This window comes from Corynebacterium auris (genome assembly GCF_030408575.1).
Taxonomy (GTDB): Bacteria; Actinomycetota; Actinomycetes; order Mycobacteriales; family Mycobacteriaceae; genus Corynebacterium; species Corynebacterium auris.
In genome coordinates, this window is record NZ_CP047047.1 from 2,058,615 (window position 1) to 2,073,928 (window position 15,314).

The window sequence follows — 15,314 nt, forward strand, 5'->3', positions numbered from 1 at the left end:
CAGTTTTAGCACTGCCGCCCGGTGAGTGCAACGGCGCCCCGCTGTCCCGGTGGTAATTTCGGGCGCATGACCGATCTCGCCCCGCAGCGCCAGCGCATCTTCTCCGACCTGTCCACGCTCGTCTCCTTCAACTCCCCCCACTCCACGCCCGAGTTCGCCGACGAGCACGAGGCCGCCTGTGCGTGGGTGGCGGGGGCGCTCGCCGAGCGCGGGCTACAGGTCACGCGGCATGCGACCGTCGATAATGCAGACACCGTCATCGGCCTCAAAGAGCCCGAAGGCGACGCGCCGACCGTACTGCTCTACTCGCACTACGACGTCGTCCCCGCCGGAGATCCCACCGCCTGGACCAGCAACCCCTTCGAACTCACCGAGCGCGACGGGCGCTGGTACGGCCGCGGCGCCGCCGACTGCAAGGGCAACCTGGCCATGCACCTCGAAGCGCTGCGCCTCGTGGAGGAGCTCGGCGGCACCGACCTCGGACTAAAGGTCGTGGTGGAGGGCTCCGAGGAGCTCGGCGGCCTCGACGGGCTGGTCCGCCTCATCGAGGCAGACCCCGAGCTCTTCAGCGCCGACGCCATCCTCATCGCCGACTCCGGCAACGTCGCCCCGGGAGTACCCACCCTGGTCACCTCCCTGCGCGGCGGGGCGCAGATCACCGTCAGCGTCGAAACGCTCGAAGGCTCCATCCACTCCGGCAGCTACGGCGGCGCCGCCCCCGACGCCGCCCACGCCCTCGTGCGCATCGCCGATTCGCTTTTCGACGCCCACGGCCGCACCTCCATCGACGGCGTCGACTGCCTCGCCACCTGGGAGGGCGACCCCTACCCCCGCGACGTCTTCCGCACCGACGCCGGAGTCCTCGAAGGCGTGCAACTGCTCGGCACCGTCGACGACGAACCCGCCGACATGGTCTGGGCCCGCCCGGCCATCACCATGATCGGCTTCACCTCCACCCCCGTGGACAAGGCCGTCAACGCCATCAGCGCCCGCGCCCAGGCCCAGTTCAACCTGCGCGTTCCCGCCGGCACGGACGCCGCCTTCGTCGCCGAAAAGGTCAAGGAGCACATCCTCGCGCACACCCCCTGGGGCGCGAAGGTCCAGGTCGACGTCGCCGCCATCAACCAGCCCTTCTCCACCGACCCCGCCCGCCCAGCCGTGGCGCTTCTCGGCGAGTGCCTACGCGAGGCCTACGACGCCTCCGACATCGCCGTCGTCGGCTCCGGCGGCTCCATCCCGCTGACCATCACGCTGCAGGAGCAGTTCCCAGACGCCGAGATCGCCCTCTTCGGCGTCGAGGAGCCCCTGTGCGGCATCCACGGCGTCGACGAGTCCGTCGACCCGGCAGAGATCGAGCGCATCGCCGTCGCCGAGGCGCTCTTCCTCACCCGCTACGGTGCGCGCAGCTAGGGTTTCCTTCCGGGTTGTTCGGCGGCCACGCACAGTCGGGGCTTGCGCCCCCTGGTCGACCGCAACCCGAAGTCGGGGTACGCCACCTGGAGTTTTGCGTGCTTGTTTTCGCTGCGGTCGACCAGGGCCCACGCAAAGTCGGGGTTTAGCGCCTTCCTGGTCGACCGCAACGCAGAGTCGGGGTTTACGACCTGGGGTTTTACGTGCTTGTTTTCGCTGCGGTCGACCAGGGCCCACGCAAAGTCGGGGTTTAGCAGCGCCTAGTCGACCCCAACGCAGAGTCGGAGTTTGCCACCTGGGGTTTTACACCCCCGGATTTCGCTGCGGTCGATTAGGACTAGGGGTTTAGCGCCCGCTGCCCGCCCCAGCACCCCGCAAAAGGCGGCGGCGTTGGGGCGTCGAGAAGCAATGCTACGGATGTGTTGCGCGACACAGCGGGAGCCAGTAGTGTGGCCCACATGACATCCGCGATTCTTCCTCCGAGCCAGGTGCTAGCCGTACTAGCGGGCTCGCGTAGCCGAATTCACGTAATTCGGGCTACGTACCCCAGCCGCAGCTAGCCGGTTCGTGTGGCGCGGGGAAGTAGTCGGTAAGAAGTACAGGACTCCAGGACCGGTCATCCACCCCCACCCTTTCGCCACTGAAGGAATTATTGCGACCATGGCTGCCCTGCCCTCTTTTTCTGCCACCACCACCGCCTTCCACGACACGCGCGACCCGCTGCAGGCGCGCTACGACATTGACACGAAACTGCCCCGCGAGCTGCGCGAGGAGGCCGCGGGCATGGACTGGGGCCTGTTCATGGCCACCTACGCACCCGCCGCAACGCTCCACGTCGGACTGACCCCCACCGCGCACTCCCTGTGGGCCGGCACCCGCTACAGCGCAACCGTCACAGCCTCCACCAAGACTGAACGCCCGCGCACCACCACCTGCGAGATGAATGCCGCCGGGCCCGCCGCCGCGGTCAGTCAAGTCCTCAACGACCACGGCCGCTACGTCGAAATACTTTCATTCCACCAGATTGAGCTGTATGAAGCCACCGTCACGTGCGTCGAGGTTGGCCACCAGGTCGACCACAAGCGCCGGGCCTGGGCCATCGGCTTCGGCGCCACGCCCGCGCACTCCGTCGCCGCCGCTCTGTCCTCGGGCGCGCAACGGATCTACGGCAACCTGTAAACCCCCAGGGCCCGGGGCCGCCGTGGCAGGCACGATGGAAACTCGCTACAGTTAGCAACGTTGGCCGCGCCACGACAAGACGCGCCTTTTTATCTTGTTGCATACGTTTGCAAGTTATTTTGGTGTAGTTTCATTGCCCCCTGCGGTGGGTGTACGTCGCACCGCGCACGGCCTCGTCCCGAGTCCCGACATCCCAGGAGGGCACCACCGTGCTGACGCTGCTGGCCGCGCTCACTATAGCGACAATTGCCGCACCACTGCTTATACGCACTCTCGGGCGCAGCGCCTTTGCCATCCTCGCAATCGTCCCTCTCGTCGGCTTCGTGTGGATGGCCTCGATGTTCCACAACGGCGTCTTCGCGGACGGCGGCGAGATCCTGGCCAGCTACAGCTGGATGCCCAGCGCCAACCTGAACCTCGAGTTCCGCCTCGACGCTTTGGCCGGGCTGTTCAGCCTGATCATCCTCGGCGTCGGCGCGCTCATCCTGCTCTACTGCTGGGGTTACTTCGACTCCAACCCCCGCCGCCTGGCCATCTTCGGCGGCGAGCTCACCGCCTTTGCCACGATCATGTACGGGCTGGTCATCTCGGACAACCTCCTGCTCATGTACGTGTTCTGGGAGCTCACCTCGGTGCTGTCCTTCCTGCTGGTCAGCTACTACGGCGAGCGCGCCTCCTCGCGCCGCGCGGCGATCCAGGCGCTGCTTGTCACTACATTCGGCGGGCTGGCCATGCTCGTGGGCATCATCCTGCTCGGCCGCCAGACCGGCATCTGGCGCCTGTCGGAGCTGCCGCTGTTCGCCAACATCTCCACCACCCCGGCGATCTCGGCGGCGATCATCCTCATCATGCTCGGCGCCCTGACCAAGTCCGCCCTGGCGCCCTGGCACTTCTGGCTGCCGGGCGCGATGGCGGCGCCGACGCCGGTGTCGGCGTACCTGCACGCCGCGGCAATGGTGAAGGCGGGCATCTACCTCGTCGCCCGCCTCGCCCCGGACTTCGTGGAGGTCAACACCTGGCACATCGTGGTCATCGGCACCGGCATCTTCACTATGCTGCTCGGCGGCTGGATGGCTCTGAAGCAGCACGACCTCAAGCTCATCCTCGCCTACGGCACCGTCTCCCAGCTGGGCATGATTACCGCCGTCATCGGCGTGGGTTCGCGCGAGGCCACGCTCGCGGGCCTGGCGCTAACGTTCGGCCACGCCATGTTCAAGGCGGCGCTGTTCATGGTCGTCGGCGCGATCGACCACTCCTCCGGCACGCGCGACATCCGCGAGCTGTCGGGCCTGGGCCGCAAGGAGCCGCTGGTCTTCGGTATCGCGGTCGTCGCCACGGCGTCGATGGCGGGTATTCCCCCGCTGTTTGGCTTCGTGGCCAAGGAAACGGCGCTCGACGCGATCCTCAACGAGGAGCTGCTGTTGGGCATGCCCGGCGGGCTCATGCTCGTCGGCCTCGTGGTCGGTTCGGCGCTGACCATGGCCTACTCGCTGTACTTTTTGCACGGCGCGTTTGCGACCAAGGGCGACGGCGTCGTCTCGGAGGCTGTGGAGGGGATGCACTCCATCGGCCCGAAGCTGTGGATCTCCCCCGCCGTCCTGGCGGCCGCGTCCATCGTCTTCGGCCTCGTTCCACGCTTGCTGTCGGACCCCTTCAACGAGTACCTCGACGTCCGCTTCCCCGAGGTCCCCGGCGAGGACCTGGCGCTGTGGCACGGCTTTAACCTGCCGCTGCTTCTCACCGTCATCATCATCACCGCCGGCTCGCTCATGTTCTGGCAGCGCGAGCTCGTCGCCCGCGCGCAGTTCGATCCGCCAGCGCTTGGCGACGCCGACCGGGTCTGGGACTCCCTCCTCGGCCGCCTGCGGGTGTGGTCGCTGCGCCTGACGGCCTCGACCCAGCGCGGCTCGTTGACCATCAACCTCGCGGTGATCTTCCTGGTCCTCGCGGTGGTGCCGCTGGGCGCCCTAGTGCTCGGGGACTCCAACGCGATCCAGATGATCGCCTGGGACACCCCGCTGCAGGCCGCCGCGGTGATCTTCATGGTGTTCGTGGCCATCGCCGCCACCATGCAGCGCAACCGCCTCTCCGCGGTCATCATGGTGGGCCTGACCGGCTTCGCCGCCGCGCTCATCTTCGCCCTCCACGGCGCGCCCGACCTGGCGCTGACGCAGGTGCTGGTGGAGACGATCTCAGTGGTCGTGTTCATGCTGGTGCTGCGCAAGATGCCCACCGACGCCGGCGAGCGCAGTGACGACGTCCGCCTGCGCGCCTGGCTCTCCATCGCCGCGGGCGTCTCGGTGGTCATCGTGGCCATGACGGCCATGTCCGCCCGCGTCGCCGAGCCGATTTCCACGCGCATGCCGGAGCTGGCCTACGACATCGGCCACGGCCGCAACACGGTCAACGTCCTGCTCGTGGACCTGCGTGCGGCAGATACCTTCGGCGAGATCTCGGTGCTTGTCATCGCCGCCACCGGCGTGGCCAGCCTCATCTTCGGCACCACCACCTTCAGCCGCTCCTCGCGGCGCCCCGTGCTGCTGACCAACAAGGCGCGCTGGCTGGCCGCCAACGTCGACTCGGAGACGGTGCAAAACCGCTCCATCATGGTCGACGTGGCCACCCGCCTGCTCTTCCCGGCGATGATCATGCTCTCGCTCTACTTCTTCTTCGTCGGCCACAATGCCCCCGGCGGCGGCTTCGCCGGCGGCCTCGTCGCCGCGCTGGCGTTCGCGCTGCGCTACCTGGCCGGCGGGCGCCGCGAGATCGAGGAGGCGTTGCCGATCGACCCCGCCAAGCTTCTGGGCGCGGGCCTGATCTTCTCCGGCCTCGCCGCCGTGGGCCCGATGTTCTTCGGCTACCCGCCGCTGACCAGCGGCTACATCGAGGCTGAGCTGCCGCTGATCGGCGAGGTCACCATCACCTCGGCATTGCTTTTCGACGCCGGGGTCTACGTCATCGTCATCGGCCTGATCATGCACGTGCTCACCTCCGTCGGCGGCCACCTCGACTACGAGGAGGAGGTGCGCAAGGACCGCGCCCGCGAGCGCGCCCGCAACCTCCAGGAGAAGAACCAGGCGCGCCGGCAGGACCAGGAGAAACGGCGCCAGGAGCGCGCCGCCCAGCGCACGGCTCTGGCCACCGGCGGCTCGAGCGTCGCCCCGCGCGCCGAGGGGAACGAATCTGGTGAAGGAACTACGACTGGAAGGAAGGACAGCTAAATGGAAGCGAACCTCTTCCTGCTCATCGGCTCGGGCGTGCTCATCGCCTGCGGGGTCTACCTCATGCTCGACCGCGCCATGACGCGCATGGTCATGGGCGTGATCCTGCTGGGCAACGGCGCGAACCTGCTCATCCTGCAGGCGGGCGGCCAGGCGGGCGCCCCGCCGGTGATCGGGCGCGAAAGCGAGCTGTACGAGGACAGCACCTCCGACCCCCTCGCCCAGGCGATGATCCTCACCGCGATCGTGATCTCTCTGGCGATGGTCGCGTTCATGCTGGCCTTGGCCTACCGCCAGTACCGCTACCGCACGGACGACGTCGTCGAGCGCGACCCGGAGGACAAGGTCATCGCCGCCCGGCCGGCCACTCCGTCCGCGGCGCCCGACCACGACGCCTCGGACGACCCGCACACGGGGCGATCGCGCTCCTCCGGCGACAACTTCGGCCCGCGCTCCTTCGAGGACCCGGTCAAGGAGGCCGACGATGAACGATAGCCTCGCCGCCTATGCAGAGTGGGCGCTGCCGGCCACCCACATCCTGATCCCCCTGATGGTGCTTTTCCCCGCCATCTCCGCCGCCCTCATCCTCGTGGCCGGCCGCCATCTGCGCCTGCAGCGCACCATCGCGTTCTTCGCCCTGCTGGCGCTCGCCGTCGGCGCGGCGACACTACTGATCATCTCGGACGTCTACGGGATCCAGACGGTGCAGATGGGTGGCTGGGACGCGCCCATCGGCATCACGCTCGTCGCCGACCGGCTCTCCTCGGCGATGCTGCTCGTCTCCTCCATCGTCCTGTTCGCCGTGATGTGGTACGGCATTTCGCAGGGGCTTCGCGACGGCGACGAGGACGACCCAGTCGCCGTCTTTTTGCCCACCTACATGCTGCTGTCCATGGGCGTGAACCTGGCGTTTTTGGCCGGCGACCTGTTCAACCTCTACGTCGGCTTCGAGATCTTCCTCGTCGCCTCCTACATCCTGCTCACGCTCGGCGCCTCCCCGGGGCGCGTGCGCTCGGGTATCTCCTACGTCATGGTCTCCATGGCGTCGTCCATGATCTTCCTCTTCGCCATCGCGATGGTCTACGCCTCCGTGGGCACCGTGAACATGGCGCAGGCGGGCCTGCGCATGGAGGCGATCCCCGAGGGCACCCGCGCCGCGATCTTCGCCACGCTCCTGGTCGCCTTCGGCATCAAGGCCGCGGTCTTCCCGCTCGACGCCTGGCTGCCCGACTCCTACCCCACCGCCGCCTCGCTGGTCACCGCCGTCTTCGCCGGCCTTTTGACCAAGGTGGGTGTCTACGCCATCATCCGCATGCGCTCGACCGTCTTCGTCGACGGCTCGCTCGACGCCATGCTCATGTGGGTGGCGCTGGCCACCATGATCGTGGGCATCATGGGCGCGCTCGCCCAGAACGACATCAAGCGTTTGCTTTCGTTCACGCTGGTCAGCCACATCGGCTACATGATCTTCGGCGTCGCCCTGGGCACCGTGCAGGGCCTGTCGGGCGCGATCTTCTACGCGGTGCACCACGTGCTGGTGCAAACCACCCTCTTCCTCGTCGTGGGGCTTATCGAGCGCCAGGCCGGCACCTCCCAGCTGCGGCGCATGGGCTCACTGATCTACACCGCCCCGGTCATCGCGATCCTCTACTTCATCCCCGCGCTCAACCTGGGCGGCATCCCGCCGTTCTCCGGCTTCCTGGGCAAGATCATGCTGCTTGAGGCCGGCGCCGAGGAAGGCTCCTGGCTGGCCTGGGTGCTCATCGCGGGCGCGGTGATCACCTCGCTGCTGACCCTCTACGTCATGGTCCTGGTCTGGTCCAAGGGCTTCCTCCGCGACCGCGCCGACGCCCCCGAGGGCACCGTGGCCACGGCTCGCCCTTCGGCGCTTTCCGACGTCGGGGAGACCGTCCACGTCGAAGAGCGCGACGACGTCGGCCGCCTGCCCGTCGGCATGTTCCTGTCCACCTCGACGCTGGTGGCGGCCTCGCTGGCCATCACCGTCCTGGCCGGGCCGATCTCCTCGGTGACGGACCGCGCGGCCGAGTCCGCCGCAGACCAGACGATCTACCGCGACGCGGTGCTGCAGCCGGAGCTCGGCGAACCGACGCGCCGCCTCGACGGGCCCGACCCCGGCCCCAACGCCGGCGGGCGCGACGACTACAACGAGCCCGCCGGGGAGACCTCCGGGCCCGTCTCCACTGGGGTGTCCACCTTCCCGGTGCCCACGCCGGTGAACTCTTCCGCCACGGATAAGGACGGGAAGTAGACATGCAAGGATTCCGTAACCGCTTCCACCCGACCTTCGTTGCGTTCCTCACCGTCATGTGGGTCTTCCTTCAGGGGGAGATCACCTGGGGCAACGTACTGGCGGGCTTCGCTTTGGCCACCCTGGTCGTCGTCGCCCTGCCGCTGCCGCAAGTTCCGCGCAGCGGCAACAAGGTACACTGGGGCAAGCTCATCTCGTTCCTCATCACCTGGGTGTGGGACCTGCTGGTCGCCTCCGCGAAGGTGGCGTGGCTTGCCCTGCGCCCCGCGGAGCCGCCGAAAAACGCGATCCTCCGGGTGCCCATGCGTGTTTCCAACGAGCTGGTCCTCTACCTCGCCACGTGCGCCTACAACCTGCAGCCGGGCGGGTCTGTCACCGACATCGACATCGCCAACCGCGAGTGGACCATCCACGTCCTCGACGCCCGCGACAAAGAGAGCATCGAGGCCGAGATCCACAACGTGGCGCGGCTGGAACGCCAAATGATCGACATCTTCGAAAGCAGGAGGTAGCACCGTGGACCCCACCATCTACACCGTCTTCCTGGCTATCGCTGCGGTTCTGCTCGTGGCTGGCTTCTTCATTCTGTGCTGGCGCATCGTCGTCGGCCCGAACTCCATGGACCGCGTGCTGGGCAACGACGCCATCACCGCCTCCCTCCAGTGCGTCCTCGCGCTCTACATCGCCTGGACGATGGACACCACGGTGGTCAACGTCATGATGGTCGTCGCCCTGCTCGGCTTCATCTCGTCCCTGGCCGTCGCCCGCTTCCGCAAGAGGGATGATGCACTGTGAACTGGCACCTGATCGCTGACATTGTCTCGCTGCTGTTCATCCTGCCCGGCGCGCTCATGGTCTTCTCCGCCGCCGTCGGCTTCGTGCGCTTCCGCTCCACCATGGCGCGTATCCACGCGATTACGAAGCCGCAGACCACCGGGCTCGTCCTCATGGTGCTGGGCACGTTCATCCGCATCATCGGCCACCCCGACTTCGGGGTCCACGAGCGCGGCGAGCTCGCCGTGCTCGCCCTGCTTGTCCTCTACGCCCTGATGACCAGCCCGGTCACCGCGCAGCGCCTGGGCCGCATCGCCCGGCGCGAAGGCCTCTACGGCGGCGAGGACGCGCTGACTGTCAACGAACGCCCCGCGCCGCGGCAGCCGAAGCCCTAAGGGGCTGCGGCCCGAGGGGCGTCGAAAAGCTTAGCTCTCCCAGGTCAGGTCGAGCATCTCCTGGCAGGTCGCGTCGACGACGGGCTTCCAGTCGCGCTCGACCTCGTAGATGCGGCGCTGGCGCTGGTAGCCGGCGCCGCGCTCGAGGATCTCGAGCACGAGCGCAAGCTCCTCCACGCAGCCGAGCTCGGCGGCGATGGGCTCGAGCGTGCCCACAAGCTCGGTGAGCTCCTGGCTCACCCAGCGCTCCTCCGTCTCGCGGGAGGTGATCACGAGGGCGTCGAGGCCGTAGCGGGCGCCGCGCCACTTGTTCTCCGCGTTGTGCCAGGGCTGCAGGGACGGCAGCTTTTCGCCCCGGTCGATCATGCGGTCGTAGTAGACCACGAGGCAGTGCGTGAGCGCGACGACGGCGGCGAGCTCGCGCAGGTTCGAGGTGGCGTCCGAAATGCGCACCTCGATGGTGCCCCACTTCGCGGCGGGGCGGATGTCGAAGTGCATGGAGCCGGTGTGGTTGATCACGCCCGAGGTGCGCTGGTCGTACATGAACTGCACCCACTCTTCCCAGTCCGCGAACTGGTAGGGCATCCCGGCGGTGGGAAGCTGCTGGTAGAGCATGGTGCGGTTGGAGGCGTAGCCGGTGTCTATGCCGTCCCAGCCCGGGCTCGAGGCCGAGATCGCCAGAAGGTGCGGGTACTTGGTCATCAGCGCGTTGATGATGGGCCAGACGCGGTCCTCGTGGCGGATGCCCACGTGGCAGTGGATCCCCCACAGCAGCATCTGCTGGCCCCAGTAGCGGGTGCGGTTGATGATCTCCTGGTACGTGATCTTCGGGCTCAGCGGCTGGGTGCGGAAGTTGGAAAACGGGTGGCCGCCCCCGGCCCACAGCTTCAGGTTCTCCTCCGCCGCGACCTCGCGCACGCGCTCGAGCGTGGCCGCCAAACTGTTCACGGCCTCCCGGGTGGTGCGGCACACGGGGGTGACCAGCTCGACAGTGTTCTGCAGGAACTCCTTTTCCAGGTGGGTATCGGGGTAGCGGGCCTGGACTTCCTCGATCACCTCGGCGGCGCGGGGGACGAGGTCCCTCGTCAGCGGGTCTGTGAGGCCGATTTCCCATTCGACCCCGAGCGTCGGGTGTGGTGAGCGCGCGAAGTCGCGGAACGGATCCATGCGAAAGAGCTTAGTTCTCGCGGCGGGATCCGGCTGCTTTTTCCATTCACCGCGCGGGTCATGCGCCTAGCCGGCGAGCACCACGGTGACGGCGTTGGCGTTGGCGGTGGCCTCCGGCGGCAGGGTCGTGCCCTCGGGCAGGTCGCGGACGGAGCGCGGCGCGCCGCCGACGCGCCCGGCGATGTCGGCGGCGATCTGCTCGGCCCCGGCGACGGCGGGGTCGAAGAAGACGAAGGTCTCGGGGAAGACGCCGAAGTTCTGCTCGGGCAGGTTCATCTGCGCGGCGTCGCCCGAGCGGTTGCGCACGGTGTATTCCGGCTCGAGATCGCCGGCGGTCTGGGCGGCGAGGTCGGGCGTCGGGGAGTTGTTGAACACGAAGACCTCGGCGTTGTCCGCGGTCAGCTGGGCGCCGCCCGGGGCGGGTGCCGGCGCGGGGCCCGGTTGATCTGCCGGGGGCGCGGCGGTCCCGGCGGTCCCGCCAGTTTCGGCGGTTTCGGCGGGCGAGGTGGGCGAGTCGGACGCGCCAGCGCCCGGGGTGGCCGTGGCGGGCGGCGCCGGGGCGGTGGGCTCGGCCGAGATGGATTCGGCGGCGGGTTCGCCCTGCTCGCCCTCGGCGTTGTCGGCCGGGTCCTGCTGGGTGAGCACGTAAATGCCCCAGAGCAAGAGGATGGCGGCGACGGCGATGAGGATCATCCCGAGGCCGCGGGCGGGAAGTCCCCCCGCGGCGGCTGCGGTGGAGCCGACGGGCTCGTCGTCGGCGCGGCGGTGGGTGCCGCGGTATTCTTCCTCCTCGGCAGGCGGTTGGTTGTTCTCGGGATTCTCATAAGTCACGCCGAGAACTATACCGGCGCTAGAGGGCGCGAGCGTCACGCACGCGCTGCAGCCGCCGGACTAGCTGGGGGCGGGCGGCGAGCGCCTCGGCGGAGTCGAGCAGGACGTTGAGCCGCTGGTAGTAGCGGACGGGGCTCATGCCCAGGCGGCGGCGGATCGCTTCCTCTTTGGCGCCGAGGCCGCGGGGCGCGTCGGCCTCGAAGTCGAGGATGGCGAAATCGTCCGGGGTGAGCATGCTTAATATGATAGGCATGACAATTCGACCCATCGTCATCCACGGCGACCCCGTCCTGCACACCCCGACCAAAGTGGTGGAGCAGCCGGTGGAGGAGCTGGCGGAGCTCATCGCGGACATGCACGAGACCATGGACGCCGCGAACGGCGTCGGCCTGGCCGCTAACCAGGTTGGTGTGCCGCTGCGCCTCTTCGTCTATCACTGCCCCGACGGCGATAGCATGCGCCGCGGCACCGTGATCAACCCGGTGCTGGAAACCAGCGAGATCCCCAAGACCATGCCGCGCGACGACGGCGAGGACGACGAAGGTTGCCTCTCCGTGCCGGGCGAGGGCTGGCCCACCGGCCGCGCGAAGTGGGCGAAGGTGACAGGATTGGACGAAAACGGCACGCGCATCGAGGTCGAGGGCGAGGGCTTTTTCGCCCGCTGCCTGCAGCACGAGGTGGGCCACCTGGACGGTTTTGTCTACACCGACGTACTCACCGGCCGCTACAAGCGCGAGGCGAAGCGAGCCATCAAGGCCAACGGGTGGACGGTGCCGGGCAACACGTGGCTGCCTGGCGTGGACGAGGACCCCTTCGGGCACTAGATGAGCAGGTTTTTCCGCTCCGACGACATCGCGGTCGGCGACCGCGTGGTCGTGCGCCAGCGCCGCGGCGAGCACTCCAGCGACGTCGTGGGCCACGTCGTCGGGCTCGACCCGTTGCGCGTTACGCCCCAGCAGGTCGGGGGCTTCCCCTCGTCGAAAAGCGCGATCGAGATCCACGACGTGCACATCGTGAAGAAGCTCTCGCCGCGCACCGTGCGCAACTCGGACATCCGCGCCATCGAGACGGCCTACGCCAAGGCGTTCCCCGGGCTCGAGCACGAGCTTATCGACGGCTGGCTCGCCCGCACCGGCGCCGACATCGCGGAGCGCTCCAACTCGGCCGTCCCCCTGGGCCACAGCGCCGGCTTCGCGCCGGTTCCCCTGGACAAGCTGCGTGCCTTCTACGCCCGCCACGGCCAGCCGGTGCAGCTGCTCATCCCGGAGCGCATCGGCAAACCGGCGCTCAAGCTGGTCGAATCGGGCGGCTGGAGCCTCGGGGAAGAGATTGTGGTGATGACGCACCCGCTCACCGGCGCCGACGAGACCTCGCCGCGCTTCCGCATCGACGACGCGCCCGACGCCAACTGGCTGGCCATGTACCACTACCGCGGCCGGGACCTTCCGGTGGACGCGCTCAAGGCGGTCGACGCGCAGATCGACGGCCACATCGCCTTCGCCCGCCTCCTGATCGACGGCGAGACGGTGGCCGTGACGCGCGCGACGATCACAGAGTCCACCGACGGCCGCCGCTGGCTCGGCTACTCCGCCGTGGAGGTCGCCCTGGCGCTGCGCCGCCGCGGCCTCGGCACCGAGCTGACCACCAGCCTGCTGGCCTGGGGCGCGCGCGAGGGGGCCGACGCCGCCTACCTGCAGACCCGGGCGAGCAACGCCGCCGCCCTGGCGCTGTACCGCAAGGCGGGATTCGTCGAACACCACCGGCACCGCTACGCCCGGCTGGGTTAGTGTGTAGGTCATGCGTATAGCCACCTGGAACGTCAACTCGGTACGCACCCGCGCCGAGCGCGTCGCGGCGTTCCTCGAACGCGCCGACGTCGACGTGCTGGCCATGCAGGAAACCAAGGTCGCCGAGGACAAGTTCCCCACCTCCATCTTCCAGGACGCCGGATACGAGGTCGCCCACGTCGGCTACTCCCAGTGGAACGGCGTGGCCATCGCCTCGCGCGTGGGCCTCGACAACGTGCGCGAGTCCTTCGAGCGCCAACCCGCCTTCGCCAAATCGGGCGAACCGCGCGTGGAGGCCCGCGCCGTCGGCGCCACCTGCGGCGGCGTCGACGTGTGGAGCCTCTACGTCCCCAACGGCCGCGCCATCGGCGACCCGCACTACGACTACAAGCTGGAGTTCCTCTACCGCCTGGCCGACTCCGTCGATGCGGCCGCCCCCGCCGTGTACTGCGGCGACTACAACATCGCCCCCACCGACTCCGACGTGTGGGACATCGCCTGGTTCGAGGGAAAAACGCACGTCACCGAGCCGGAGCGCGCCGCCTTCCAGATGCTCCTGGAGGCCGGGCTGACCCCCGTCACGCACGCAGACCCCTACTCCTTCTGGGACTACAAGGCCATGCGCTTCCAGAAGAACGAGGGCATGCTGATCGACTTTCAGCTGGTGACGGCGCCACTGGGTCGTCGATTAGCACATGCATGGGTGGACGTCGACGAGCGCCGGGGCAAGGGCGCGAGCGACCACGCGCCCGTGGTCGCCGACTACGACACCCAATCGCTTTCGCTTGACGACGTCCGATGACCCTCGACCTCGACATCTCCTACTTCCAGCTCGCGCTCATGGTGCTGGACTACGGCATCAAGTTCGTCATGATCGGCGTCGTGCCGTCCAACCGGCGCCCCTCCAGCGCCAACGCCTGGCTGCTGCTCATCCTCCTGCTGCCGGTGGTTGGCCTGCCGCTCTACCTGCTCATGGGCTCGACCTTCGTCTCGCGGCGCCGCCACGGCATCCAGCAGCGCGCCAAGGCCGAGGTGGATAACGTCCACTCCCGCATCCCCGACTACCCGCCCGGTTCGCTGCGCTCGGCCGAGATTGAAACGATGGTGGGGCTTAACCGCACGCTCACCGGATTTCCCGCCCTTAACGCCAACGTGCGGCGCCTGTGGACGGACTACGAGATGACCATGACGCGCATCGCCGCGCTAATCGACACCGCCGAGAGCTACGTGGACATCGAGATCTACGCCGTGGCCTGGGACGATACCACCAACCGCGTCTTCAAGGCGATCGAGCGAGCCATCGACCGCGGCGTCCACGTCCGCCTCCTCTACGACCACATCGGCTCGCGCAAATACCCCGGCTACCGGCGCTTCACCCGCCGCCTCGACGAGATCGGCGTGGACCACTACCGCATGCTCCCCCTCGACCCGCTGCGCGGCCGCTGGCGCCGCCCCGACCTGCGCAACCACCGCAAAATCATCGTCATCGACGGCCGCATCGGCATGATCGGCAGCTTCAACCTCATCGACCGCGGCTACCTGCTGCGCGGCCACCGGCGCGCCGGGCGCCAATGGATCGACGCCTTCGTCGAGCTCGAGGGCCCCGTCATCACCTCACTGGAATCCATGTTCGCCGTGGACTGGTACACCGAATCCGGCGAGATCATCGAGCTCGAACCCCCCGCCGAGGTCACTGACCCGGACGCCGAGCTCCACGTCGTCCAGCTCGTGCCCTCCGGGCCCGGCTACCACGCCGAGCCCAACCTGCGGATGTTCAACACCCTGATCCACCACGCCCGCGAGCGCCTCATCCTCTGCTCCCCCTACTTCGTTCCCGACGACACGCTGCTTGAGGCGGTCAGCACCGCCTGCCTGCGCGGCGTCCGCGTCGACCTCCTCGTCGGCGAGCGCTCCGACCAGTTCATGGTGCAGCACGCCCAATCCTCCTACTACGAGCAGCTCCTCGAGGCCGGCGTGCGCATCTGGGAGTTCCCCGCCCCCTACATCCTGCACACCAAGTTCGTCCTCGCCGACCCCGGCCGCAACACCTCCGTCGGCGTGATCGGCTCCTCCAACATGGACATGCGCTCCTTCACCCTCAACTACGAAAGCTCCCTGTTTGTCGGGCGCGGCCCCCTCCTCGGCCAACTCGACGAGCTCGCCCAGGCTTACCTGGCCGTCTCCCGCCCGCTCACGCTGGAGCGCTGGGGCCAGCGCCCGTGGTACCGGCGCTACATCGACAACGTGATGAAGCTGACCTCCGCGCTGCAGTAAGCGGCCG

The 15,314-nt window shown here is 68.2% G+C and carries 15 protein-coding genes; 12 read left to right on the forward strand and 3 right to left on the reverse strand.

Annotation, left to right across the window (positions count from 1 at the left end):
- The first annotated feature begins 66 nt into the window (after positions 1-66).
- The 8 genes from CAURIS_RS09870 to CAURIS_RS09905 all read left to right on the forward strand — a co-directional run bounded on the left by CAURIS_RS09870 (position 67) and on the right by CAURIS_RS09905 (position 9,248).
- A complete protein-coding gene (locus CAURIS_RS09870; RefSeq protein ID WP_290341884.1) occupies positions 67-1,410 on the forward strand; it encodes a dipeptidase in 1,344 nt (447 codons plus the stop codon).
- Between the two features lie 660 nt (positions 1,411-2,070).
- Positions 2,071-2,589, forward strand: a complete 519-nt coding sequence (locus CAURIS_RS09875; RefSeq protein ID WP_290341885.1) for an acetyl-CoA acetyltransferase — start codon at positions 2,071-2,073, stop codon at positions 2,587-2,589.
- Between the two features lie 209 nt (positions 2,590-2,798).
- Complete coding sequence (locus tag CAURIS_RS09880) at positions 2,799-5,810, forward strand: Na+/H+ antiporter subunit A (protein WP_290343377.1); 3,012 nt, start codon at positions 2,799-2,801, stop codon at positions 5,808-5,810.
- Positions 5,811-6,305: a Na(+)/H(+) antiporter subunit C gene (locus CAURIS_RS09885; RefSeq protein WP_290341886.1), complete on the forward strand. Its 495-nt coding sequence runs from the start codon at positions 5,811-5,813 to the stop codon at positions 6,303-6,305.
- On the forward strand, positions 6,295-8,079 hold the full coding sequence (locus CAURIS_RS09890; protein WP_290341887.1) for a Na+/H+ antiporter subunit D: 1,785 nt from the start codon (positions 6,295-6,297) through the stop codon (positions 8,077-8,079). The genes CAURIS_RS09885 and CAURIS_RS09890 overlap by 11 nt, the downstream gene beginning before the upstream one ends.
- A 2-nt stretch (positions 8,080-8,081) precedes the next feature.
- Positions 8,082-8,591, forward strand: coding sequence for a Na+/H+ antiporter subunit E (locus tag CAURIS_RS09895; protein ID WP_290341888.1), 510 nt, complete (start codon positions 8,082-8,084; stop codon positions 8,589-8,591).
- Between the two features lie 4 nt (positions 8,592-8,595).
- Positions 8,596-8,874: a monovalent cation/H+ antiporter complex subunit F gene (locus tag CAURIS_RS09900; RefSeq protein WP_290341889.1), complete on the forward strand. Its 279-nt coding sequence runs from the start codon at positions 8,596-8,598 to the stop codon at positions 8,872-8,874.
- Positions 8,871-9,248: a monovalent cation/H(+) antiporter subunit G gene (locus tag CAURIS_RS09905; RefSeq protein ID WP_435384004.1), complete on the forward strand. Its 378-nt coding sequence runs from the start codon at positions 8,871-8,873 to the stop codon at positions 9,246-9,248. Before CAURIS_RS09900 ends, CAURIS_RS09905 begins: the two co-directional genes overlap by 4 nt.
- 30 nt (positions 9,249-9,278) lie before the next feature.
- On the opposite strand, the gene CAURIS_RS09910 is transcribed toward CAURIS_RS09905, so the two are convergent.
- The 3 genes from CAURIS_RS09910 to CAURIS_RS09920 all read right to left on the reverse strand — a co-directional run bounded on the left by CAURIS_RS09910 (position 9,279) and on the right by CAURIS_RS09920 (position 11,481).
- Positions 9,279-10,415: a glutamate--cysteine ligase gene (locus tag CAURIS_RS09910; protein ID WP_290341890.1), complete on the reverse strand. Its 1,137-nt coding sequence runs from the start codon at positions 10,413-10,415 to the stop codon at positions 9,279-9,281.
- A 66-nt stretch (positions 10,416-10,481) separates the two neighbouring features.
- Entirely contained in the window at positions 10,482-11,246 is a 765-nt protein-coding gene (locus CAURIS_RS09915) for a hypothetical protein (RefSeq protein ID WP_290341891.1), read from the reverse strand.
- A gap of 19 nt (positions 11,247-11,265) precedes the next feature.
- Complete coding sequence (locus CAURIS_RS09920) at positions 11,266-11,481, reverse strand: DUF3263 domain-containing protein (protein WP_290341892.1); 216 nt, start codon at positions 11,479-11,481, stop codon at positions 11,266-11,268.
- A gap of 16 nt (positions 11,482-11,497) precedes the next feature.
- Between CAURIS_RS09920 and CAURIS_RS09925 the strand changes: the two genes are divergently transcribed.
- Genes CAURIS_RS09925 through cls form a run of 4 tightly spaced genes read left to right on the forward strand, consistent with a single transcriptional unit; the run spans position 11,498 to position 15,307 of the window.
- Complete coding sequence (locus CAURIS_RS09925) at positions 11,498-12,070, forward strand: peptide deformylase (RefSeq protein WP_290341893.1); 573 nt, start codon at positions 11,498-11,500, stop codon at positions 12,068-12,070.
- A complete protein-coding gene (locus CAURIS_RS09930) occupies positions 12,071-13,033 on the forward strand; it encodes an N-acetylglutamate synthase, CG3035 family (protein ID WP_290341894.1) in 963 nt (320 codons plus the stop codon).
- Between the two features lie 10 nt (positions 13,034-13,043).
- Positions 13,044-13,835, forward strand: coding sequence for an exodeoxyribonuclease III (locus tag CAURIS_RS09935; RefSeq protein ID WP_290341895.1), 792 nt, complete (start codon positions 13,044-13,046; stop codon positions 13,833-13,835).
- A complete protein-coding gene (gene cls / locus CAURIS_RS09940; protein ID WP_290341896.1) occupies positions 13,832-15,307 on the forward strand; it encodes a cardiolipin synthase in 1,476 nt (491 codons plus the stop codon). Before CAURIS_RS09935 ends, cls begins: the two co-directional genes overlap by 4 nt.
- The last annotated feature ends 7 nt before the right edge of the window (positions 15,308-15,314 follow it).